This window comes from Pseudomonas viridiflava, assembly GCF_001642795.1.
In the GTDB taxonomy this organism is placed as follows: Bacteria; Pseudomonadota; Gammaproteobacteria; order Pseudomonadales; family Pseudomonadaceae; genus Aquipseudomonas; species Aquipseudomonas viridiflava.
On record NZ_LKEH01000018.1, the window covers coordinates 388877 to 411306 of the forward strand.

Consider the following 22430-nt stretch of genomic DNA (forward strand, 5'->3'; position numbering starts at 1 on the left):
AAGTTGCTATTGCATGTGGCGTGAAATCAAGATTCTGCTAATCGATGACGATAGCCAGCGCCGCCGGGATCTGGCGGTTATCCTGAACTTCCTTGGCGAAGAAAATCTTTCCTGTTCCAGTCAAGACTGGCAGCAGGTCGTAGGCTCGTTAGGGTCTACGCGGGAAGTGCTTTGCGTGCTGATCGGCAACGTAAACGCCCCGGGCAGCCTTCAAGGACTGCTTAAGACCATCGCCGCATGGGATGAGTTCCTTCCTGTTTTGCTTTTGGGCGAAAGTTCTTCCGTCGAGCTTCCGGAAGACATGCGCAGGCGCGTGCTGTCTGCGCTGGAAATGCCGCCCAGCTACAGCAAACTGCTGGATTCCCTGCACCGTGCCCAGGTCTATCGTGAAATGTACGATCAGGCCCGTGAGCGTGGTCGTCATCGCGAACCGAACCTGTTCCGCAGCCTCGTCGGTACCAGTCGTGCGATCCAGCATGTGCGGCAGATGATGCAGCAGGTGGCCGACACCGACGCCAGTGTTCTGATTCTGGGCGAGTCCGGCACCGGCAAGGAAGTTGTTGCCCGTAACCTGCATTACCACTCCAAACGCCGCGACGCGCCTTTTGTGCCCGTCAACTGCGGTGCGATTCCGGCTGAATTGCTGGAAAGCGAATTGTTCGGTCACGAAAAGGGCGCTTTTACCGGGGCGATCACCAGTCGTGCCGGGCGCTTCGAGCTGGCCAATGGCGGCACTCTGTTTCTGGATGAGATCGGCGACATGCCGCTGCCGATGCAGGTCAAATTGCTACGAGTCCTGCAGGAACGCACCTTTGAGCGCGTTGGCAGTAACAAGACCCAGAGCATTGATGTGCGCATCATTGCCGCTACGCACAAGAATCTCGAAAACATGATCGAGATCGGCAGCTTTCGTGAAGACCTTTATTACCGTCTGAACGTGTTCCCGATCGAGATGGCGCCGCTGCGTGAGTGCGTCGAAGACATTCCGCTGCTGATGAACGAACTGATCTCGCGCATGGAACACGAAAAGCGCGGCTCTATCCGTTTCAATTCGGCGGCCATCATGTCGCTGTGCCGTCATGCCTGGCCGGGTAACGTTCGCGAGCTGGCCAGCCTGGTGGAGCGCATGGCGATCATGCACCCGTACGGTGTGATCGGTGTTGCCGAACTGCCGAAGAAGTTTCGCTATGTCGACGATGAAGACGAGCAGATGGTCGACAGCCTGCGCAGCGAGATCGAAGAGCGCGTCGCCATCAACGGTCATACGCCAAACTTCGCCTCCGGTGCGCTGTTGCCGCCTGAAGGGCTCGATCTGAAAGACTACCTGGGTGGTCTCGAGCAGGGGCTTATTCAGCAGGCGCTGGATGATGCCAACGGCATCGTTGCCCGTGCCGCCGAGCGTCTGCGGATACGTCGCACGACGCTGGTCGAGAAGATGCGCAAGTACGGCATGAGCCGTCGGGAAGGAGACGAACAGGCGGAGGATTGACGCCTGCTCGAAATGCCAAAAATCAAACCCCTGAATTTTCAGGGGTTTTTTTTCGGCACGAGGATTGCTAAGTCTCTCTCAACACACCGTTTACTGACGGTCCGCCACGCGAGAGATGATTTATGTCCAACGCCGCCCACATGACTTCCGAACTGTCTGCCCAGCCGTTTCCTGCCCTTGAGCTGGAAAGCCGTCACGGGCTGGAACAGGCGTTTTCGCTGTTCAACCAGATGTCGGCGCAATTGACCGATTCCTACGGACATCTGGAAGCACGCGTGACTGAACTCAAGGGTGAGCTGGCGCAGGCCGGTGTTCAGCGTCTTCAGGAGCTGGCAGAAAAAGAGCGCCTGGCCAACCGCCTGCAGAACCTGCTTGATTTGCTGCCGGGAGGCGTGATCGTCATCGACGGCATGGGGGTGGTCCGCGAGGCCAACCCTGCTGCAATCGATCTGCTGGGTCAGCCGTTGCTGGGCATGCTGTGGCGGCATGTGATCAGTCGCTGCTTCGCTCCGCGTGAAGATGACGGGCACGAGATATCGCTGAAGGACGGCCGTCGTCTGTCCATTTCCACTCGTTCACTGGATGCCGAGCCCGGTCAGTTGGTATTGCTTAACGACCTGACTGAAACCCGTCGCCTGCAGGAGCAGTTGGCCCGTCACGAACGTCTGTCTTCTCTGGGGCGAATGGTTGCCTCGCTGGCGCATCAGATTCGCACGCCGCTGTCGGCTGCGATGATCTATGCCAGTCATCTGACCGAGCAGGAGCTGCCGGTGGAAACCCAGCAGCGTTTTGCCGGCCGACTCAAGGAGCGTCTGCACGAACTCGAGCATCAGGTGCGTGACATGCTGGTGTTCGCCCGTGGCGAACTGCCGCTGACCGACCGGATCGCGCCGGGTGCGTTGTTCCAGGCGCTGCAAAACGCTGCGGCGACCCATTTGCAGGGTGTGGCGGTTCGCTGGCAGTGCGACAGCGTCGACGGTGAGTTGCTGTGCAATCGCGACACGCTGGTCGGTGCGCTGCTCAATCTGGTTGAAAACGCGGTGCAGGCCAGTGCAGGGCGCACGCGTCTCAAGGTGCACGTCTACAGTCGCGGCAATACGTTGCGGCTGTGCATCAGCGACAACGGCAGTGGCATGGATCAGGCGGCGCTGGCTCGCATCGGTGAGCCATTCTTCACCACCAAGACCACCGGCACCGGCCTGGGCCTTGCGGTGGTCACGGCAGTGACTCGCGCGCATCAGGGTGGCGTGCAATATCGCTCCCGTGTCGGACGTGGTACTTGCGCCATCGTCAGCCTGCCGTTGATTCCTGCATCCAGTTCAGTGAGTGCCAGCTGATGTCGATCAAGGTGCTGCTGGTCGAAGACGACCGTTCATTGCGCGAGGCGCTGGGGGAAACCCTGGAGCTGGCCGGATACGGCTACCGTGCGGTCGGTTCGGCTGAAGAAGCCTTGCTGGCGGTAGAGGCCGAGCCGTTCAGTCTGGTGATCAGTGACGTGAACATGCCTGGCATGGACGGTCATCAGTTGCTGGCGTTGCTGCGCAATCGTCATCCGCAACTGCCCGTGCTGCTGATGACGGCGCACGGCGCTGTCGAGCGTGCCGTCGATGCGATGCGCCAGGGCGCTGCGGATTACCTGGTCAAGCCTTTCGAACCCAAGGCGCTGCTGGCGCTGGTCGCACGCCATGCGCTGGGGCGTCTCGGTCCGGCCGAAGGCGAGGGGCCGATTGCCGTCGAGCCTGCAAGCATTCAACTGCTCAATCTGGCCAGCCGAGTGGCGAAAAGCGACTCCACCGTGCTGATTTCCGGCGAGTCCGGGACCGGCAAGGAAGTTCTGGCTCGATACATTCATCAAAATTCGCCACGTGCCGATAAGCCTTTCATTGCGATCAACTGCGCAGCGATTCCCGACAACATGCTCGAGGCCACGCTGTTCGGTCACGAGAAAGGCTCATTTACAGGGGCCATTGCGGCGCAGGCGGGCAAGTTCGAACAGGCCGATGGCGGCACGATCCTGCTCGACGAGATTTCCGAAATGCCCATGGGCCTGCAGGCCAAGTTGTTGCGCGTGCTTCAAGAGCGCGAGGTTGAGCGGGTCGGTGCGCGCAAGCCCATCATTCTTGATATTCGTGTGCTGGCGACCACCAACCGTGATTTGGCCGGAGAGGTGGCGGCGGGGCGCTTCCGTGAGGATCTGTTTTATCGGCTGTCGGTGTTTCCGCTGGCCTGGCAGGCATTGCGTCAAAGGACTGCCGATATTTTGCCGTTGGCCGAGCGTCTTCTGGCCAAGCACGTCAATAAAATGAAGCATGCGCCGGTTCGTCTTTCAGCTGAAGCGCAGGCTTGTCTGGTCAGTTATCCATGGCCGGGCAATGTGCGTGAGCTGGACAATGCCGTGCAGCGCGCGCTGATCCTGCAGCAGGGCGGCGTGATTCAGGCGCAGGATTTCTGTCTCGCCGGCCCGGTGGGCAGCGTTCCTGCTCCGGTGGTCCAGGCGCCCGCGCCACACATGCCTGTCACGTCATTGGCGGATACTGCAGTGGCCGCTGGCGGTTCAGAGTCCGCAGGTGCACTGGGGGATGACCTCAGGCGTCGAGAGTTTCAGATGATCATCGACACGCTGCGCGCCGAGCGCGGCCGTCGCAAGGAAGCTGCCGAGCGGCTGGGTATCAGCCCGCGAACGCTGCGTTACAAGCTGGCGCAGATGCGTGACGCCGGTATGGATGTGGAAGGTTATCTGTTTGCGACCTGACGGCCGCCGTCCAGCCAGCTGCAGACCAGTGGTCGTGATCTGGCGTATTTGATTCTTCGTATGACGGATGCAATACGGGAGGCCCGCAGGCCTTGTCCGGTGGGGCTTTGGTCGGTGATGGCGTCTGAATCGACACGATATTCAATGATGGTGTGGCATATTGCCGCCATCTAGCTGGCACCGTTGTTGCTAAGTCATCTGTATCCGCTGAATCAGTGTCAAAAATTTGCGGGCCTTACGAGAGAAAATGTCCATGAGCCAAGGTATTGAATTTAATCGCTTGATGTTGGATATGCGTGCCATGCAGATGGATGCAATGGCCGCACCCAAGCCTGTGTCCGGTCCTCAGGAAGCAGGTGCCAGCAGCTTTGCCGATATGCTTGGCCAGGCCGTCAACAAGGTTGCGTCGACTCAGCAGGCCTCGAGCCAGCTGGCCAACGCATTCGAAATCGGCAAGAGCGGTGTAGATCTGACTGACGTCATGATTTCCTCGCAGAAAGCCAGCGTGTCGTTTCAGGCCTTGACCCAGGTTCGCAACAAACTGGTTCAGGCTTATCAAGACATCATGCAGATGCCGGTTTAAGGGACGTACTGAGTCATGGCCGAAGCAACAGCCGATCCTGTTCCAGCAAGAGCGGGCGCCTCCGACAAGAAACCGTTGTTCGGGCTCTCTTTTCTGGAAAACCTTTCCGAAATGACCATGCTGCGTCAGATCGGCCTTATGGTCGGTCTGGCCGCGAGCGTGGCCATTGGCTTTGCCGTGGTGCTGTGGTCGCAGCAGCCTGACTATCGTCCGTTGTACGGCAGCCTTGCCGGTATGGACAGCAAGCAGATCATGGACACGCTGACTGCTGCGAACATCAATTACACCGTCGAGCCGAACTCCGGCGCTCTGCTGGTCAAGGCTGATGACGTGCAGCGTGCGCGTATCCAGCTGGCTCAGGCAGGCGTGGTGCAGAACGATGCCAACATCGGTTTCGAGATTCTGGACAAGGATCAGGGCCTGGGCACCAGCCAGTTCATGGAAGCCACGCGCTATCGCCGTGGTCTGGAAGGTGAACTGGCGCGTACCATTTCGGCGTTGAACAACGTCAAGGGTGCCCGCGTGCACTTGGCCATTCCGAAGAGTTCGGTTTTCGTCCGTGACGACCGCAAGCCAAGTGCCTCGGTACTGGTCGAGCTGTATGCAGGCCGCTCGCTTGAGCCGAGTCAGGTCCTGGCGATCATCAATCTGGTCGCCACCAGTGTTCCTGAGCTGACCAAGTCGCAGATCACCGTTGTCGACCAGAAAGGCACCCTGCTGTCCGATCAGGCCGAGAACTCGGAACTGACCATGGCGGGCAAGCAGTTCGATTACAGCCGTCGTATGGAAGGCATGCTGACGCAACGCGTGCAAAACATTCTGCAACCGATTCTGGGTTCTGACCGCTACAAGGCCGAAGTGTCGGCGGTGGTCGATTTCAGCGCCGTCGAATCGACTGCCGAAAGCTTCAACCCCGATCAGCCTGCCTTGCGCAGCGAGCAGTCGGTCAACGAACAGCGTTCCAGCAGCTCGGGTTCGCAAGGCGTTCCGGGTGCGTTGAGCAACCAGCCTCCAGGCCCTGCGACCGCGCCTCAGACCGCTGGTGGTGCTGGCGCTGCTGCAGCCGCTATCGCTCCGGGTCAGCCGCTGCTCGATGCCAATGGTCAACAGATCATGGATCCGGCCACCGGTCAGCCTGCGCTGGCGCCGTACCCGGCCGACAAGCGTGTGCAGTCCACCAAGAACTTCGAGCTGGACCGTTCCATCAGCCATACCAAACAACAGCAGGGTCGTCTGACGCGCCTGTCGGTTGCCGTGGTGGTCGATGACATGGTCAAGACCAATGCTGCCAACGGCGAGGTGACCCGCGCACCGTGGAGCGCCGCAGATCTGGCCCGCTTCACGCGTCTGGTCCAGGATGCCGTCGGTTTCGATGCCAGCCGTGGCGACAGCGTCAGCGTAATCAACGTACCGTTCTCCAGCGAGCGCGCCGAAGTGCTGCCCGAGGCTTCGTTCTACTCGCAGCCCTGGTTCTGGGACATCGTCAAGCAGGCGGTGGGCGTTATCTTCATCCTGATTCTGGTCTTCGGTGTGCTGCGTCCGGTGTTGAACAACATCACTACTGGCAAGAGCCGCGAACTGGCCGGTTTCGGTGGCGATGCCGAACTGGGTGGCATGGGCGGCCTGGATGGCGAGCTGTCCAACGACCGCGTCAGCCTGGGCGGTCCGCAGAGCATTCTGCTGCCTAGCCCGACCGAGGGTTACGATGCACAGCTCAATGCAATCAAGAGTCTGGTGGCTGAAGACCCGGGTCGTGTGGCCCAGGTCGTGAAAGAGTGGATTAACACTGATGAATGATCGAGCCCTCGTAGCCAAACTGAGCAAAGTCGAGAAGGCTGCCGTGCTGCTGCTTTCTCTGGGTGAAACCGATGCGGCGCAGGTATTGCGTCACATGGGGCCCAAGGAAGTCCAGAAAGTGGGCGTGGCCATGGCTCAGATGCGCAACGTGCATCGCGAGCAGGTCGAAGAAGTGATGAGCGAGTTCGTCGATATCGTCGGTGACCAGACCAGTCTGGGCGTCGGTTCCGATGGCTACATTCGCAAGATGCTCACCCAGGCGCTGGGCGAAGACAAGGCCAACGGCCTGATCGACCGGATCCTGCTTGGTGGCAACACCAGCGGTCTGGACAGCCTCAAATGGATGGAGCCGCGCGCGGTTGCCGACGTGATCCGCTTCGAACACCCGCAGATCCAGGCCATCGTGGTAGCGTATCTGGATGCCGACCAGGCCGGTGAAGTGCTCGGCCATTTCGACCACAAGGTGCGTCTGGACATTATCCTGCGCGTCTCGTCCCTGAACACTGTGCAACCGGCGGCATTGAAAGAGCTCAACCAGATTCTCGAGAAGCAGTTCTCCGGCAACGCGAACACGTCGCGTACTACCTTGGGTGGTATCAAGCGTGCGGCCGACATCATGAACTTCCTCGACAGCTCCATCGAAGGCGCGCTCATGGATTCGATCCGCGAGGTCGACGAAGACCTTTCCGTGCAGATCGAAGACCTCATGTTTGTCTTCAACAACCTCTCCGACGTGGACGACCGTGGTATCCAGGCGCTGTTGCGCGAAGTGTCTTCGGACGTGCTGGTGCTGGCGCTCAAGGGATCGGACGAGGCGATCAAGGAAAAAATCTTCAAGAACATGTCCAAGCGAGCCGCAGAACTGTTGCGCGACGACCTGGAAGCCAAGGGTCCGGTGCGCGTCAGCGATGTGGAAACTGCCCAGAAAGAAATCCTCACCATTGCGCGTCGTATGGCCGAAGCCGGCGAGATCGTGCTCGGTGGCAAGGGTGGCGAGGAAATGATCTAAGGATTCAGCCGACTCATGTCCAGTTCCAATAAAGAATCGGCCAGCGACCTCATTCGTGCCAAGGACGTCAGCGGTCTCGATCTCTGGGCATTGCCCAGTTTCGACCCGCATGTAGAGCCGGAGCCTGAGCCCGAGCCTGAATCGGTCGATGAACCGGCCGAGATGGAAGAGGTGCCGCTTGAAGAAGTCCAGCCGCTGACCCTGGAAGAGCTGGAAAGCATTCGCCAGGAAGCCTGGAACGAAGGCTTCGCCACCGGCGAAAAGGAAGGCTTTCACAGCACTCAGCTTAAGGTTCGGCAGGAGGCGGAAGTGGCGCTGGCTGGCAAGATTGCCAGCCTCGAGACGCTGATGGCCAGCCTGTTGAATCCGATTGCAGAGCAGGACACGCAGATCGAAAAAGCCGTTATTCATCTGGTCGAGCACATTGCCCGACAGGTGATTCAGCGCGAGCTGGCAACCGATTCCGGTCAGATCGCCAGCGTGTTGCGTGACGCGTTGAAGCTGCTGCCGATGGGTGCCAACAATCTGCGTATCTTCATCAATCCTCAGGACTTCGCATTGGTCAAAGCCATGCGCGAGCGTCATGAGGAGACATGGAAAATTCTTGAAGACGACACGTTACTGCCAGGCGGTTGCCGGATTGAAACCGAGCACAGCCGCATCGATGCCAGCATCGAAACGCGAATCGCCCTGGCGATCTCGAAAATGCACGATCAATTGCACGAACAAGTGACGCACCCCGCACCGGCCGATGTCAGCGTCGAGCTGGATGCAGCTCCCGTTCATGCGTCGAAAACTGTCGCACCCGACATGGACCCGCTCGATGCGCCTTGATCGCACCAGTTTCGGCAAGCGCCTGGGAGCTTACGCAGGCTCCATCAGTCTGCCTGCTCAGCCGGTGGTCGAAGGCCGCCTGCTGCGCATGGTCGGTCTGACACTGGAAGCCGAAGGCTTGCGTGCTGCCATGGGCAGCCGCTGCGTGGTGATCAACGATGACAGTCACCACCCGGTCGAAGTCGAGGCCGAGGTGATGGGCTTTTCCGGCGGCAAGGTGTTTCTGATGCCGGTCGGCAGCGTTGCAGGTATTGCGCCCGGTGCCCGTGTGGTGCCGTTGGCCGATGCCGGTCGCCTGCCGATGGGCATGACCATGCTGGGCCGGGTGCTGGACGGCGCAGGTCGCCCGCTGGACGGGCGTCCGCCAATCAAGGCCGAAGACTGGGTGCCGATGGACGGCCCGGCCATCAACCCGCTCAAGCGTGACCCCATCAGTCAGCCGCTGGACGTCGGCATCCGCTGCATCAACGGTTTGTTGACGGTCGGTCGCGGTCAGCGCCTCGGGCTGTTTGCCGGTACCGGCGTGGGCAAGAGTGTGCTGCTCGGCATGATGACGCGCTTCACCGAAGCGGACATCATCGTCGTCGGCCTGATCGGTGAGCGGGGCCGCGAGGTAAAGGAATTCATCGAGCACATTCTGGGTGAAGAAGGCCTTAAACGCTCGGTGGTGGTGGCTTCGCCTGCCGACGATGCGCCCCTGATGCGTCTGCGCGCTGCGATGTACTGCACGCGCATTGCCGAATATTTCCGTGATCAGGGCAAGAACGTCCTGTTGCTGATGGATTCCCTGACCCGTTTTGCCCAGGCCCAGCGGGAAATTGCGCTGGCCATTGGCGAACCGCCTGCGACCAAGGGTTATCCGCCTTCAGTATTTGCCCGTCTGCCCAAGCTGGTCGAGCGTGCCGGTAACGCCGAAGCGGGTGGCGGTTCGATCACCGCGTTCTATACCGTACTGTCCGAAGGCGATGACCAGCAGGACCCGATTGCCGACTCTGCGCGGGGTGTGCTCGACGGGCACATCGTGCTCTCGCGCCGACTGGCTGAAGAAGGGCATTACCCGGCCATCGATATCGAGGCCTCGATCAGCCGGGTCATGCCATCGGTGGTGACGCCTGAACACATGGCCCGAGCTCAGCATTTCAAGCAGTTGTGGTCGCGCTATCAGCAGACCCGCGACCTGATCAGCGTGGGTGCGTACGTGGCCGGTGGCGATCGGGAAACCGACATGGCCATCGCGCTACATCCGGTGCTGGTGCGCTACCAGCGTCAGGGCTTGCGCGACAACGAAAGCATGCAGGCCAGTGGCGAAGCGTTGGCTTCGGTATTTGGTCCGGCGCCGGGCGGCTGATAGGCCATGGCCCAGAGTCGAGCGGCGCGTCTGGCGCCTGTGGTCGAGATGGCGGAGGCGGCCGAGCGTTCGGCGGCGCAGCGTCTCGGGCACTTCCAGGGTCAGGTCAATCTGGCCAACAACAAGCTTCAGGAACTGGACCAGTTTCGCCACGACTATCAACAGCAATGGCTGCAGCGCGGCAGTTCAGGTGTATCCGGTCAGTGGTTGCTGGGTTATCAGCGTTTTCTGAGTCAGCTCGACGTTGCCGTTGCCCAGCAGTACAAGAGCCTGGAGTGGCACAAGGTCAATCTCGACAAGGCTCGCGGTGCCTGGCAGGAAGCCTATGCGCGTGTCGAGGGGCTGCGCAAACTGGTCCAGCGCTACATGGACGAGGCCCGCAAGCTTGAAGACAAGCGCGAGCAGAAGCTGCTGGATGAGTTGTCCCAGCGCCTGCCTCGTCACGAACAGTACTAACACCGATTTTTGACGAGTTGATCGCAAACTCTGGTCTACGCTCACAGTGTCTCGGTGTTGAAACACTTCAGGAATTCCTATGACAGTCACTTCCGAGCTTTCCCCGGACAGGCGCCAGCTGACGCTGTACATCGCAGGGCGTTTCGATTTCGCCACGCATCAGGCTTTTCGGGGTGCCTATGAGGGGCAACCGGGGGACCTGAGTTACGTCGTGGACCTGCGCGACACCCATTATCTGGACAGCTCCGCGCTGGGCATGCTGTTGCTGCTGCGCGACCACGCCGGTGGTGACCGGGCACAGGTGCGACTGATCAACTGCTCGGCCGATGTGTTCAAGATCCTCGCGATCTCCAATTTCTCGAAGCTGTTCCAGTTGAGCTGATCAGTGCAGGCGCTCTCGAAAGGCCTGTGCATCCTGATCGCCGACGACAGCGCCAGCGACCGTCTTCTGCTCGCGACCATCATCGCCCGCCAGGGGCACCGGGTTGTCAGCGCGGCCAACGGCCTGGAGGCCGTGGCGATCTTCAGTACCGAGCGCCCGCACCTGATTCTCATGGATGCGATGATGCCGCTGATGGACGGCTTCGAGGCCGCACGGCGCATAAAACTCATGGCTGGCGAGTCGCTGGTGCCGATCATCTTTCTGACGTCGCTCACCGAAGGCGAGGCGTTGGCGCGGTGCCTGGATGCTGGCGGTGATGACTTCGTCTCCAAGCCCTACAACACCCAGGTGCTGGCGGCCAAGATCAATGCCATGAACCGCCTGCGGCTGTTGCAGGAAACGGTTCTGCAGCAGCGGGACCTGATCAGTACCCACCATGAATACCTGCTCAACGAGCAACGCGTCGCCAAGGCCGTCTTCGATCAGGTCGCGCATTCCGGCTGCCTGGGCGCAGCAAATATTCGTTACCTGCAATCGCCTTATGCGCTGTTCAACGGTGACCTGATGCTGGCGGCCTATACGCCGGCCGGGCACATGCATGTGCTGCTGGGCGATTTCACCGGGCACGGTCTGCCGGCTGCCGTAGGGGCCATGCCGCTGGCGGAAGTGTTTTACGGCATGACGGCCAAGGGGTTTGGTCTGGTTGAAATCCTGCGTGAAATGAACGCCAAGCTGAAGCGCATTCTGCCGGTGGACATGTTCTGCTGTGCCACGCTGCTGTGCGTCAATCACAAGCAGCGGCAGGTCGAGGTCTGGAACGGCGGGCTGCCGGACGGTTATCTCCTGCGTGCTGACGGGGGTGATCCGGTCACGCTGGTCTCCCGCCATCTGCCATTGGGCGTGTTGAGTGTGGATGCGTTCGAGGTCAGGACTGACGTCTATCCGCTGGCGCTGGGCGACCGCATCTTTCTGCTGTCCGACGGTGTGCTCGATACCAGCGACAGCGATGATCAGCTCTTCGGTGTGCAGCGACTGCGTGACGTACTGGCTGCTAATGAACAGCCTGCGTTTCTGATCCAGGAAATCCTTCAGGCGCTCAACGACTTTGGCGGCAAGGCGCGTGATGACGTCAGCCTGTTGGAAATCACGGTGATTGACGAACCGCTCGATTCATTGCCGCTGCCGACATACTCCGACAGTGGTGCCTCAAGTCCTCTCGACTGGTCGGCCAGTTTCGAATTTCGCGGCTCCACCCTCAAACGCTTCAATCCCGTGCCCTATGTGTTGCAGTCGCTGCTCGAAGTGCATGGGCTGCGCAACCAGAGCGGTGCGCTGCATGCGGTGATGGGCGAGTTGTACAGCAACGCGCTTGAGCACGGTGTACTGGGGCTCGATTCGACGCTCAAGCATGATGCTGTCGGTTTCGCCCGCTACTATGAGCAGCGCGCCGAGCGTCTCGATAATCTTCGGGACGGATTTATCTGTATGACGCTGCGAATTGAACCTGTTGGGCAGGGCGGTCGTCTTACCTTGACCGTCGAAGACAGTGGCAGCGGTTTCGACGCGCAGCAGGTGATCGACCATGCACCTGCCATTGATGGGTTGTATGGGCGCGGTATAAGACTGGTATGTGAACTGAGTCGGCAGGCCCGATGGTCCACGGATGGCAGGATCGCCTGCGTGGAATTTTCCTGGGAGTGAGTGGCATAATCGCGCCCTGGAGTCTTGATCAAGGAGTGAGCAAGTGTCTGTTCATCTGGATTACAGCGTTTTGAGTACCCTGCAGGAAGTCATGGAAGACGAATATCCCACGTTGCTGGATGTGTTCTTCAAGGACTCCGAGCAGCGCCTGTCCCAGATGCGTCTGGCGCTCGAGCCTCACGGGCCTGATCTGGAAACATTGAGCCTGAATGCCCACAGCTTCAAAGGCAGCAGCAGTAACATGGGAGCGCTACGGCTCTCGGAGCTGTGCCGCGAGCTTGAGGATCGCGCCCGTCAACAGCAGAGCGCGGGCCTGGAAGAGCTGATCGGCAGGATCGCCAGCGAGTACGCGACCATCCGCCGATTGTTCGATGCGGAACGCCAGTTCTTCGTCAGTTAAGCGTCCGTAGATCAGGTTCAGGCCGCCTTTTCAGGGTTGGCCTGCATCTTGCTAATACTTCGGTAACCAGCTGCTCATGCGGAGACCGAAATGCCCCTCGCCACCAATGCGCTTTTACAGGCCAATGCCCCTGCGACCGCCCGGTCCGGCGCGGCAACCAATGCCGCCAAGCCTGCCGACGGCAGCAAAGACGAGGCTTCCAGCTTCTCCAATGTCTATGCCAAGCAGGCAAAAGACGTCGCTTCAGCGCGCGATGATGTGCCTGTCAAGTCGGCCAGGGACAAGACTTCGTCCGGTTCCGACAAGGTTGCGAGCGGCAAGGACAAGCCTTCCGCCGATCAGAACGCTGCCACGAATCCGTCAACCGTTGCCGATAGCGGCAACGGTTTGCCTGCCAGCGTGACCACCGCTACCACCGATGAAGATCAGGTCGCAGCCGACCAGGCCGCAGCAGATCAGGTACTGACCGATACGTTGGCCGAAGGCGATGCGGTACTGGTTACGGATCCGGCACTTGATCCGGCGCTGGACCCCGCATTGCAGGCAATGACCGTACAGGCTCCTGTTGCGCCTGCGATTGCTAAGCCTGCCGTCTCCGATACCAAGGCTGCGCCTGTGGTTGAAGTCACTGCCGGTGTCAAGGCACCGCCTCCTGCAGTCGTTGAGGCCGCTTTCGATCCTGAGGCGGATCCGCTCGATGGCCTTGAAGCAGTGCAACTGGCATTGGAAAACGCCAGCGCCAAAACGCAACTCGCGACGCAGAACGCTCACGCCGCCAGTAAGGCGACGCCTTCCAATGCCGAAGCGGACCCGGCACAGAATATCGCCAATAACCTGTCGCAATTGAGCGAGCAGCTGCCCACTGACGACAGCAGCACCGAAAGCAGCGACAAGTCGTTCAGCGGGTTGATCGGTGAAGGCCTGAAAGATGTGAAAAGCGCCGCAGGTGACACGCGGGTCGATAACTTTGCCGACCGTCTCGCAGCATTGAGTCAAGCTGCGCAGCCCGCCAGGGTCGCGGCAACGCCGACTGCAGCGCCTCTGATGAGTCAGCCCCTGGCGATGCATCAGAGTGGCTGGACCGAAGGTGTGGTGGACCGCGTCATGTACCTGTCGAGCCAGAACCTGAAGTCGGCTGAAATCAAGCTGGAACCGGCGGAGCTGGGGCGTCTCGATATCCGCGTCAATATGGCGCCGGATCAGCAGACCCAAGTGACGTTCATGAGCGCCCACGTTGGCGTGCGTGAAGCGCTCGAAAGCCAGATGTCCCGCCTGCGTGACTCGTTCAGCCAGCAGGGCCTGGGTCAAGTGGACGTGAACGTCTCGGACCAGTCGCAACAGCAGGCCCAGCAACAGGCTCAGGAGCAGGCCAGCCGGGCGCAGCGCGGCGGTCGCAATGGTGGGACGGGTTCGGGTGACAGTGCTGACGACGTGTCCATCGCCGATGCCGCTGTTCCCGTTAGCCAGCCTGCGGCGCGGGTGATCGGTACCAGCGAGATCGATTACTACGCCTGATTGGGGTGAGCTGCGGGGCGGGGTGTTGTCCTGCAGCAAACCCGGTCTTTAAAGATGCACTGACATCTGCTTCTGCCAGGAGGGAGTTGCAGCCTTCGGAGGTTGCGACGGCAGCGATGGACTGCGCAGCGGCCCTTGACCAAGTCTGATACACCGCGTGTGCAGGTTTGCTGCCGGTTCCCGGCAGATCGCCGGCAAGCCGCCTCCCACAGTTTGTTTTCTGTATCGAAGACGCCGTGAGCCTTGTGCAAAATCGCGTTGTTCAGCGGGCAGCATGCTTTTCGAGAGGGCGTGCTGCCTTTGCTTAAAAAACCGTTTAAGCCCGATCCGCCTCCTTTCTCGCAACTCTGGCATAACACTTGCTCTGCCCCTGTCACGTATTGAAGACCCCTTGAATAGTGACGGATTATTGGCATGGCGAAGAGCGAAGAAGTTAAAGACCCCGCTTCCAAAGGCAAACTCAAGCTCATTATCGTAGCGGTTGTGGCCTTGCTGCTCGCTGTAGGTCTGTCAGTGGGTGCGACCTGGTTCATCATGCACAAGGGTGAAAGCGCGCCCGACCCGGCAGTGGCTGCGGCTGCGGCCAACGCCAAGCCGGTGGCGGTTTTCGAACCGCTGACGCCTGCGTTCGTCGTCAACTTCAACGCCAATGGCCGTCAGCGCTACATGCAGGTCAGCATCACCATGCTGGGCCGCAATGCTGCAGACATGGAAGCTCTGAAAGTGCACATGCCGGTGATTCGCAACAATCTGGTCATGCTGTTCGCGGCCATCCCTTTCGAGTCGTTGGCCTCGCCGATCGGCCAGGAAATGCTGCGTCAGAAGGCAACCGCCAGCATTCAGGAAGTGGCGCAGAAAGAACTTGGCAAGACTGTGATCGAACAGCTGCTGTTCACTAATTTCGTATTGCAGTAGGACCTCGACATGGCTGTGCAAGACCTGCTGTCCCAGGATGAAATCGACGCGCTGCTGCATGGCGTTGACGATGGTATGGTCCAGACCGAAAGCCCCGGCGAGCCCGGAAGCGTCAAAAGTTATGACCTGACCAGTCAGGACCGGATCGTCCGGGGTCGTATGCCGACTCTGGAAATGATCAACGAACGATTCGCCCGCTACACCCGCATCAGCATGTTCAACCTGCTGCGCCGCTCTGCGGACGTAGCGGTGGGCGGTGTTCAGGTGATGAAGTTCGGTGAGTACGTGCATTCGCTGTACGTACCGACCAGCCTGAACCTGGCCAAGATCAAGCCGCTGCGCGGCACCGCGCTGTTCATTCTCGACGCCAAGCTGGTGTTCAAGCTGGTGGACAACTTTTTTGGTGGTGACGGCCGTCACGCGAAGATCGAAGGGCGTGAGTTCACGCCGACCGAGCTGCGTGTGGTGCGGATGGTGCTGGATCAGGCGTTCATCGACCTGAAGGAAGCCTGGCAGGCGATCATGGAAGTGAACTTCGAGTACATCAACTCGGAAGTGAACCCGGCCATGGCCAACATCGTCGGGCCGAGCGAAGCGGTGGTCATCTCCACGTTCCACATCGAACTCGATGGCGGTGGCGGCGATCTGCACGTGACCATGCCATATTCGATGATCGAGCCGATCCGGGAAATGCTCGACGCCGGTTTCCAGTCGGACCTGGACGATCAGGACGAGCGCTGGGTCAACGCGCTCAAGGAAGACGTGCTCGACGTCAACGTGCCGCTCAGTACCACCATCGCCCAGCGTCAGTTGCCGCTGCGCGACATCCTGCACATGCGTCCCGGTGATGTGATCCCGATCGAGCTGGCCGAGTCGCTGGTCCTGCGGGCCAACGGCGTGCCTTCGTTCAAGGTCAAGCTGGGCTCGCACAAGGGCAAGATGGCCCTGCAGGTAATTGAACCCATAGCGCGACGTTGACCTGTCAGGTCGACGTCGGAACATTGTTGCGTAATTGAATCACTGCTTGCAGAGGACTACCGATGGCTGATGAAAACGATATGACGTCTGCTGAAGATCAGGCGCTGGCCGATGAATGGGCTGCTGCACTGGGCGAGGCGGGCGAAGGTGGTCAGGACGATATCGACGCGCTGCTTGCCGCGGACGCGGGCAATGCGACCAATCGCATGACCATGGAAGAGTTCGGCAGCGTGCCGAAAAACAATGCGCCGGTCACCCTGGACGGCCCGAACCTGGACGTGATTCTGGATATTCCGGTGTCGATCTCCATGGAAGTGGGCAGCACCGACATCAACATTCGCAACCTGCTGCAACTCAACCAGGGGTCGGTCATCGAGCTGGATCGTCTGGCAGGCGAGCCGCTGGACGTGCTGGTCAACGGTACGTTGATTGCGCATGGCGAAGTGGTGGTGGTCAACGAAAAGTTCGGCATTCGCCTGACTGACGTGATCAGCCCGAGTGAACGCATCAAGAAGCTGCGTTAAGTGAAGCGCTTGCTGAGTGTTCTGCTGATGCTGCCCTCGCTGGCGCTGGCCGCCGAGCCCGCTGCGCAGGCAGCGCCCGCGGTGGCCAATACCGTATCCAGTGGCATGGGTGGTCAGGTGATGCAGCTATTGTTCGGGCTGCTGCTGGTGGTCGGCCTGATTTTCGCGCTGGCCTGGGTGATGCGGCGGGTTCAGCGGGTTGGGCCCAACAACAGCCAGATTATCGAACTGGTCAGCACGCGTGCCATCGGGCCGCGTGATCGTCTGGTGCTGGTCCAGGTGGGCAATGAACAGGTCCTGCTGGGCATCACGCCAGGCAATATCACCACCCTGCATGTGCTCAAGGAGCCTGTGCAGGTTCCGGTCCGGGAGCAGGCGACGCCCGAGTTCGCTCAGCGTCTGCTGGATTTGATGGGCAAGGATAAGGACAAGAAGTAATGGGCGCCTTGCGTTTCCTGGTACTGCTGTTGCTGGTCATGATTGCGCCGGTCGCGTTGGCTGCCGATCCGTTGTCGATTCCGGCCATCACCCTGTCCAACGGGGCTGACGGTCAGCAGGAGTATTCGGTCAGTCTGCAGATCCTGCTGATCATGACCGCGCTGAGCTTCATCCCGGCATTCGTGATGCTGATGACCAGCTTCACGCGGATCATCATCGTCTTCTCGATTTTGCGCCAGGCCCTGGGTCTGCAGCAGACGCCGTCGAACCAGATCCTGACCGGCATGGCGCTGTTTCTGACCATGTTCATCATGGCGCCTGTGTTCGACAAGGTGAATCAGGACGCCTTGCAGCCGTATCTGGCCGAGCAGCTTACGGCGCAGGATGCGGTCGCCAAGGCGCAGGTGCCGATCAAGGATTTCATGCTGGCGCAGACGCGCACCAGTGACCTTGAGCTGTTCATGCGCCTGTCCAAGCGTACCGACATTCCGACGCCGGACGCGGCACCGCTGAATATTCTGGTGCCGGCTTTTGTTATCTCCGAGCTCAAGACCGCGTTTCAGATTGGCTTCATGATCTTCATTCCGTTTCTGATCATCGACCTGGTCGTGGCCAGTGTCCTGATGGCGATGGGTATGATGATGCTGTCGCCGCTGATCATTTCCCTGCCATTCAAGATCATGCTGTTCGTGCTGGTGGATGGCTGGGCGCTGATCGTCGGCACGCTGGCCGGCAGTTTTGGTGGTGTATGAGCCGTTTCGCTGAGGAGTCTGCCCGATGACGCCGGAAGTAGCCGTCGATCTGTTTCGTGAAGCGCTGTGGCTGACCACCATGCTGGTTGCGATTCTGGTGGTGCCGAGTCTGATCTGTGGTCTGCTGGTGGCGATGTTTCAGGCTGCCACCCAGATCAACGAACAGACGCTCAGCTTTCTGCCGCGTCTGATCGTCATGTTGATCACGCTGATCGCGATCGGTCCCTGGCTGTTGAAAGTCTTCATGGAATACATGCTGTCGCTGTATACCAGCATTCCGACCGTGATCGGCTGACGCTGCATGCAGCCGATGCTCGCGCTGACCGACGCCCAGATCAGCACCTGGGTCGCCAGCTTCATGTTGCCGCTGTTTCGCATCATCGCTGTGTTGATGACGATGCCGATCATTGGTACGACGCTGGTTCCCCGGCGTGTGCGCCTGTATCTGGCGGTTGCCATGACCGTTGCAGTTGCGCCCGTGTTGCCTGCGATGCCCACAGTGCAGGCCCTCGATCTCAGTGCGCTGCTGTTGATTGGCGAGCAGATCATCATCGGCGCAGGGATGGGGCTCGCCTTACAGCTGTTTTTCCATATTTTCGTGGTGGCGGGGCAGATCATCTCGACGCAGATGGGCATGGGTTTCGCTTCGATGGTCGACCCTACCAACGGCGTTTCGTCGGCCACCATCGGGCAGTTTTTCACCATGCTGGTGACACTGCTGTTTCTGGCCATGAACGGTCACCTGGTGGTGCTGGAAATTCTCGTTGAAAGCTTCACGACCATGCCGGTGGGCAGCGGCTTGCTGGTCAACAATTTCTGGGAGCTGGCGACCGGGCTTGGCTGGGTCATGGGTTCGGCTCTCAGGCTGGTGCTGCCGGCGATCACCGCGCTGCTGGTCATCAACATCGCGTTTGGCGTGATGACACGTGCGGCGCCGCAGCTCAATATCTTTTCCATCGGTTTTCCACTGACACTGGTGCTGGGCATGGTCATTCTGTGGATGACCATGGGCGATATTCTCAATCAATATCAGCCGCTTGCCAGTCAGGCTCTGCAGGCACTGCGCGACATGGTGAGGGCTCGTTGAAATGGCTGAGAACGAGAATGGCCAGGACAAGACAGAAGAGCCCACGGAGAAAAAGGTCCGTGACTCCCGGGCCGATGGTCAGATTGCCCGCTCCAAGGAGCTGACCACCCTGGTGGTGATGCTGATGGGGTCGGGCGGGGCGCTGGTGTTTGGTGGCGGCATCGCACAGATGATGTTCGAGTTGATGCGCGACAACTTCACCATTACCCGTGAAACGCTGATGGACCAGGATTACATGGGCAAGGCACTGCTCAGTTCCGGTCTGCATGCCCTGGTTGTGGTGCTGCCGTTTCTGATTGCCATGCTTATGGCAGCGTTGGTAGGGCCGATCATGCTTGGTGGCTGGTTGTTCGCGACCAAATCGCTGGCTCCCAAGTTCAGCCGCATGAACCCGGCTGCGGGTCTCAAGCGCATGTTCTCGCCTCACGCGCTGGTTGAGCTGCTCAAGTCGCTCGCCAAATTCCTGATCATTCTGGCGGTAGCGCTGGTTGTGTTGAGCAAAGAGCGCAACGATCTTGTCGCCATCGCGCACGAGCCTCTGGAGCAGGCCATTATCCACAGTCTTCAGGTGGTGGGCTGGAGCAGTTTCTGGATGGCCTGCGGTTTGATGTTCGTCGCTGCCGCCGACGTTCCGTTCGTGTTGTGGGAGGCGCACAAGAAGCTGCTGATGACCAAGCAGGAAGTGCGCGACGAGCACAAGAACAGCGAGGGCAGTCCGGAGATCAAGCAGCGTATCCGTCAATTGCAGCGTGAGATGTCACAGCGCCGGATGATGGCCTCGATCCCCGAAGCCGACGTGATCATCACCAACCCGACTCACTTCGCCGTGGCGCTCAAATACGATCCCGAGAAGGGTGGCGCGCCAATGCTGCTGGCCAAGGGTACGGATCTGGTTGCGCTGAAAATTCGCGAGATCGCCGCGCACAATCAGATTCTCATTCTGGAGTCGCCCGGCCTGGCGCGCTCCATCTATTACAGCACCGAGCTGGAACAGGAGATTCCTGCAGGGCTTTACCTGGCCGTGGCTCAGGTGCTGGCCTACGTCTACCAGATCCGTCAGTACCACGCAGGACAGGGCAAGCGCCCGGATCCGCTGGGCGACGTGCCGATTCCGCCGGACCTGCAGCGCGATTCCTGACAATGCGGTTTGCCTGATCCACTGCATCGAATGCATCGCTAGCAAGCCACTTTCAGTTTTTCCTCGTTATTGCTACTTATTTGCCGTTTCACCCCCGCATTCACTGGCTTTTGAAAAGTTGGACAGCTTCTTGCAACAGGTCTGTTCAAGGACGCTGTCGGCGTCAAAGTTTTGATCCAGTGCGCAGGTAAAGAATCGGTGGAACGCTCTCAGATACTCAGTAGCGCACGCAGCAACCTTGCAGGCCTCGGCCGTGGCCAGTTGGGCGTGCCGCTGTTGTTGCTGATCATGCTGGCAATGATGATGTTGCCTATTCCGCCGTTTTTGCTGGACGTGCTGTTCACGTTCAACATTGCGCTGTCCATCGTCGTGCTGCTGGTGTGCGTTTACGCATTGCGGCCGCTGGACTTCTCGGTTTTCCCGACCATTCTGCTGGTCGCCACGCTGCTGCGTCTGGCCCTGAACGTGGCTTCGACCCGTGTGGTGATGCTGCACGGCCAGGACGGACACGCCGCCGCAGGTAAGGTGATCCAGGCCTTCGGTGAGGTGGTGATTGGCGGCAACTACGTGGTCGGTATCGTGGTGTTCGCGATTCTGATGATCATCAACTTCGTGGTGATCACCAAGGGTGCCGGGCGTATCTCCGAAGTGAGCGCACGTTTCACCCTCGACGCGATGCCAGGCAAACAGATGGCGATCGACGCCGACCTCAACGCCGGCCTCATCGACCAGCCTGAAGCCAAGCGCCGTCGTGCTGAAGTCGCCGGGGAAGCCGAGTTCTACGGCTCCATGGACGGTGCGAGCAAGTTCGTGCGCGGTGACGCCATTGCCGGCCTGCTGATTCTGTTCATCAACCTCATTGGCGGCATGCTGGTGGGTATCTTTCAGCACAACATGTCCTTCGCTGACGCAGGTCGCGTATACACCTTGTTGACCATCGGTGACGGTTTGGTGGCGCAATTGCCATCACTGCTGCTGTCCACCGCTGCCGCGATCATGGTGACCCGTGCTTCCGGTTCGGAAGAGATGGGCAAGCTGATCAATCGTCAGATGTTCTCTTCCTACAAGGCGCTGGGTGTATCGGCCGGCATCATGATCGTCATGGGTCTGGTGCCGGGCATGCCGCACTTCGCCTTCATCGGCCTTGGCCTTGTGGCAGCCGGTGGTGCCTACCTGTTGTGGAAGAAAGAGAATCAGGTGAAGTTCGAGGCGCTGGCCGAAGTTCAGCGTCAACAGGATCTGTTGCCATCACCGACCCGCGTTCAGGATTCCAAGGAACTGGGCTGGGACGACGTGACGCCTATCGACATCATCGGTCTGGAAGTGGGCTATCGCCTGATTCCGCTGGTGGATCGCAATCAGGGTGGTCAGTTGCTGGCGCGTATCAAGGGCGTGCGCAAGAAGCTCTCTCAGGAGCTTGGCTTCCTGATGCCGACCGTCCACATCCGCGACAACCTCGATCTGGCGCCCAGCGCCTATCGTCTGACGCTGATGGGCGTGATTCTGGCCGAGGCCGAGATCTATCCCGATCGCGAGCTGGCGATCAACCCCGGTCAGGTGTTCGGCACGCTGAACGGCATCACCGCCAGAGATCCGGCATTCGGTCTGGAAGCGGTGTGGATCGAAATCAGTCAGCGCAGTCAGGCTCAGTCTCTCGGCTACACGGTAGTGGACGCCAGTACGGTAGTGGCCACTCACCTCAACCAGATCCTGTACAAGCACTCGCATGAACTGATCGGCCATGAAGAGGTCCAGCAATTGATGCAATTGCTGGCCAAAAGCTCGCCGAAGCTGGCTGAGGAGCTGGTTCCGGGTGTGCTGTCGCTGTCGTCGTTGCTCAACGTGCTGCAGGCGCTCCTGGCCGAGCACGTACCGGTACGCGACATCCGCAGCATCGCAGAAGCCATCGCCAACAACGCCGGGAAGAGTCAAGATACCGCCGCGCTGGTAGCGGCGGTCCGCGTCGGTCTGAGCCGCGCAATCGTGCAAAGCATTGTAGGCGTTGAGCCGGAGCTGCCTGTTATCACTCTGGAACCAAGGTTGGAACAGATATTGCTCAATAGTTTGCAGAAGGCTGGTCAGGGTCAGGAAGAAGGCGTTCTGCTTGAACCGAGCATGGCTGAAAAGCTCCAGCGTTCGTTGATCGAGGCGGCCCAGCGTCAGGAAATGCAAGGGTTGCCGGTAATCCTTCTGGTAGCAGGTCCGATCCGGGCCATGCTGTCACGATTTGGACGATTGGCTGTACCGAGTATGCATGTTCTGGCGTATCAGGAAATTCCTGACAACAAGCAAGTAACCATCGTAGCGACTGTCGGGCCCAACGGCTGAGGTA

General features: G+C 59.7%; 22 protein-coding genes. All 22 read left to right on the forward strand.

The window, feature by feature from the left end:
• The first annotated feature begins 13 nt into the window (after positions 1-13).
• The 22 genes from fleQ to flhA all read left to right on the forward strand — a co-directional run bounded on the left by fleQ (position 14) and on the right by flhA (position 22426).
• Positions 14-1489, forward strand: a complete 1476-nt coding sequence (gene fleQ, locus AO065_RS05560) for a transcriptional regulator FleQ (protein WP_004880745.1) — start codon at positions 14-16, stop codon at positions 1487-1489.
• A gap of 122 nt (positions 1490-1611) precedes the next feature.
• On the forward strand, positions 1612-2826 hold the full coding sequence (locus AO065_RS05565) for a sensor histidine kinase (RefSeq protein WP_004880747.1): 1215 nt from the start codon (positions 1612-1614) through the stop codon (positions 2824-2826).
• Positions 2826-4241, forward strand: coding sequence for a sigma-54-dependent transcriptional regulator (locus tag AO065_RS05570; RefSeq protein ID WP_004880748.1), 1416 nt, complete (start codon positions 2826-2828; stop codon positions 4239-4241). The genes AO065_RS05565 and AO065_RS05570 overlap by 1 nt, the downstream gene beginning before the upstream one ends.
• Before the next feature lie 253 nt (positions 4242-4494).
• Complete coding sequence (fliE, locus tag AO065_RS05575; protein ID WP_004880750.1) at positions 4495-4824, forward strand: flagellar hook-basal body complex protein FliE; 330 nt, start codon at positions 4495-4497, stop codon at positions 4822-4824.
• 15 nt (positions 4825-4839) lie between these two features.
• Complete coding sequence (gene fliF / locus AO065_RS05580) at positions 4840-6621, forward strand: flagellar basal-body MS-ring/collar protein FliF (RefSeq protein WP_004880751.1); 1782 nt, start codon at positions 4840-4842, stop codon at positions 6619-6621.
• Entirely contained in the window at positions 6614-7630 is a 1017-nt protein-coding gene (fliG, locus tag AO065_RS05585; protein ID WP_004880752.1) for a flagellar motor switch protein FliG, read from the forward strand. Before fliF ends, fliG begins: the two co-directional genes overlap by 8 nt.
• A 15-nt stretch (positions 7631-7645) precedes the next feature.
• Positions 7646-8464: a flagellar assembly protein FliH gene (gene fliH / locus AO065_RS05590; RefSeq protein WP_004880754.1), complete on the forward strand. Its 819-nt coding sequence runs from the start codon at positions 7646-7648 to the stop codon at positions 8462-8464.
• Positions 8454-9812, forward strand: a complete 1359-nt coding sequence (gene fliI, locus AO065_RS05595; RefSeq protein ID WP_004880755.1) for a flagellar protein export ATPase FliI — start codon at positions 8454-8456, stop codon at positions 9810-9812. The genes fliH and fliI overlap by 11 nt, the downstream gene beginning before the upstream one ends.
• 6 nt (positions 9813-9818) lie before the next feature.
• Positions 9819-10268, forward strand: coding sequence for a flagellar export protein FliJ (gene fliJ, locus AO065_RS05600; protein ID WP_004880757.1), 450 nt, complete (start codon positions 9819-9821; stop codon positions 10266-10268).
• A 79-nt stretch (positions 10269-10347) separates the two neighbouring features.
• Positions 10348-10650, forward strand: a complete 303-nt coding sequence (locus AO065_RS05605) for an STAS domain-containing protein (RefSeq protein WP_004880759.1) — start codon at positions 10348-10350, stop codon at positions 10648-10650.
• A gap of 3 nt (positions 10651-10653) precedes the next feature.
• Positions 10654-12351, forward strand: a complete 1698-nt coding sequence (locus AO065_RS05610; RefSeq protein ID WP_004880760.1) for a SpoIIE family protein phosphatase — start codon at positions 10654-10656, stop codon at positions 12349-12351.
• A 43-nt stretch (positions 12352-12394) separates the two neighbouring features.
• Positions 12395-12751: an Hpt domain-containing protein gene (locus AO065_RS05615; RefSeq protein ID WP_004880762.1), complete on the forward strand. Its 357-nt coding sequence runs from the start codon at positions 12395-12397 to the stop codon at positions 12749-12751.
• 90 nt (positions 12752-12841) lie between these two features.
• A complete protein-coding gene (locus AO065_RS05620; RefSeq protein WP_004880764.1) occupies positions 12842-14266 on the forward strand; it encodes a flagellar hook-length control protein FliK in 1425 nt (474 codons plus the stop codon).
• Positions 14267-14680: 414 nt separating this feature from the next.
• Positions 14681-15181: a flagellar basal body-associated protein FliL gene (fliL, locus tag AO065_RS05625; RefSeq protein ID WP_004880765.1), complete on the forward strand. Its 501-nt coding sequence runs from the start codon at positions 14681-14683 to the stop codon at positions 15179-15181.
• Between the two features lie 9 nt (positions 15182-15190).
• Positions 15191-16159 carry a flagellar motor switch protein FliM gene (gene fliM / locus AO065_RS05630; protein WP_004880767.1) on the forward strand — a complete coding sequence of 323 codons (969 nt, stop codon included), beginning with the start codon at positions 15191-15193 and terminating at the stop codon, positions 16157-16159.
• A gap of 62 nt (positions 16160-16221) precedes the next feature.
• The gene (gene fliN, locus AO065_RS05635) at positions 16222-16683 is read left to right on the forward strand and encodes a flagellar motor switch protein FliN (protein WP_004880770.1); all 462 of its coding nucleotides are present in this window, start codon (positions 16222-16224) and stop codon (positions 16681-16683) included.
• A complete protein-coding gene (gene fliO, locus AO065_RS05640) occupies positions 16684-17121 on the forward strand; it encodes a flagellar biosynthetic protein FliO (RefSeq protein ID WP_004880772.1) in 438 nt (145 codons plus the stop codon).
• Complete coding sequence (gene fliP, locus AO065_RS05645) at positions 17121-17873, forward strand: flagellar type III secretion system pore protein FliP (RefSeq protein ID WP_004880774.1); 753 nt, start codon at positions 17121-17123, stop codon at positions 17871-17873. The genes fliO and fliP overlap by 1 nt, the downstream gene beginning before the upstream one ends.
• Before the next feature lie 25 nt (positions 17874-17898).
• Positions 17899-18168 carry a flagellar biosynthesis protein FliQ gene (fliQ, locus tag AO065_RS05650; RefSeq protein ID WP_004880775.1) on the forward strand — a complete coding sequence of 90 codons (270 nt, stop codon included), beginning with the start codon at positions 17899-17901 and terminating at the stop codon, positions 18166-18168.
• 6 nt (positions 18169-18174) lie between these two features.
• Positions 18175-18960, forward strand: a complete 786-nt coding sequence (fliR, locus tag AO065_RS05655; RefSeq protein ID WP_032650615.1) for a flagellar biosynthetic protein FliR — start codon at positions 18175-18177, stop codon at positions 18958-18960.
• A gap of 1 nt (position 18961) precedes the next feature.
• Positions 18962-20098 carry a flagellar biosynthesis protein FlhB gene (gene flhB, locus AO065_RS05660; RefSeq protein ID WP_004880779.1) on the forward strand — a complete coding sequence of 379 codons (1137 nt, stop codon included), beginning with the start codon at positions 18962-18964 and terminating at the stop codon, positions 20096-20098.
• Positions 20099-20296: 198 nt separating this feature from the next.
• Positions 20297-22426, forward strand: coding sequence for a flagellar biosynthesis protein FlhA (gene flhA, locus AO065_RS05665; protein WP_004880782.1), 2130 nt, complete (start codon positions 20297-20299; stop codon positions 22424-22426).
• Positions 22427-22430 lie beyond the last annotated feature (4 nt).

What these genes read in the sequence shown, in the direction of transcription:
- fleQ (WP_004880745.1), top strand. Translation starts at nt 14, where the DNA reads ATGTGGCGTGAAATCAAGATTCTGCTAATCGATGACGATAGCCAGCGC.
- AO065_RS05565 (WP_004880747.1), top strand. Translation starts at nt 1,612, where the DNA reads ATGTCCAACGCCGCCCACATGACTTCCGAACTGTCTGCCCAGCCGTTT.
- AO065_RS05570 (WP_004880748.1), top strand. Translation starts at nt 2,826, where the DNA reads ATGTCGATCAAGGTGCTGCTGGTCGAAGACGACCGTTCATTGCGCGAG.
- fliE (WP_004880750.1), top strand. Translation starts at nt 4,495, where the DNA reads ATGAGCCAAGGTATTGAATTTAATCGCTTGATGTTGGATATGCGTGCC.
- fliF (WP_004880751.1), top strand. Translation starts at nt 4,840, where the DNA reads ATGGCCGAAGCAACAGCCGATCCTGTTCCAGCAAGAGCGGGCGCCTCC.
- fliG (WP_004880752.1), top strand. Translation starts at nt 6,614, where the DNA reads ATGAATGATCGAGCCCTCGTAGCCAAACTGAGCAAAGTCGAGAAGGCT.
- fliH (WP_004880754.1), top strand. Translation starts at nt 7,646, where the DNA reads ATGTCCAGTTCCAATAAAGAATCGGCCAGCGACCTCATTCGTGCCAAG.
- fliI (WP_004880755.1), top strand. Translation starts at nt 8,454, where the DNA reads ATGCGCCTTGATCGCACCAGTTTCGGCAAGCGCCTGGGAGCTTACGCA.
- fliJ (WP_004880757.1), top strand. Translation starts at nt 9,819, where the DNA reads ATGGCCCAGAGTCGAGCGGCGCGTCTGGCGCCTGTGGTCGAGATGGCG.
- AO065_RS05605 (WP_004880759.1), top strand. Translation starts at nt 10,348, where the DNA reads ATGACAGTCACTTCCGAGCTTTCCCCGGACAGGCGCCAGCTGACGCTG.
- AO065_RS05620 (WP_004880764.1), top strand. Translation starts at nt 12,842, where the DNA reads ATGCCCCTCGCCACCAATGCGCTTTTACAGGCCAATGCCCCTGCGACC.
- fliL (WP_004880765.1), top strand. Translation starts at nt 14,681, where the DNA reads ATGGCGAAGAGCGAAGAAGTTAAAGACCCCGCTTCCAAAGGCAAACTC.
- fliM (WP_004880767.1), top strand. Translation starts at nt 15,191, where the DNA reads ATGGCTGTGCAAGACCTGCTGTCCCAGGATGAAATCGACGCGCTGCTG.
- fliN (WP_004880770.1), top strand. Translation starts at nt 16,222, where the DNA reads ATGGCTGATGAAAACGATATGACGTCTGCTGAAGATCAGGCGCTGGCC.
- fliP (WP_004880774.1), top strand. Translation starts at nt 17,121, where the DNA reads ATGGGCGCCTTGCGTTTCCTGGTACTGCTGTTGCTGGTCATGATTGCG.
- fliQ (WP_004880775.1), top strand. Translation starts at nt 17,899, where the DNA reads ATGACGCCGGAAGTAGCCGTCGATCTGTTTCGTGAAGCGCTGTGGCTG.
- fliR (WP_032650615.1), top strand. Translation starts at nt 18,175, where the DNA reads ATGCAGCCGATGCTCGCGCTGACCGACGCCCAGATCAGCACCTGGGTC.
- flhB (WP_004880779.1), top strand. Translation starts at nt 18,962, where the DNA reads ATGGCTGAGAACGAGAATGGCCAGGACAAGACAGAAGAGCCCACGGAG.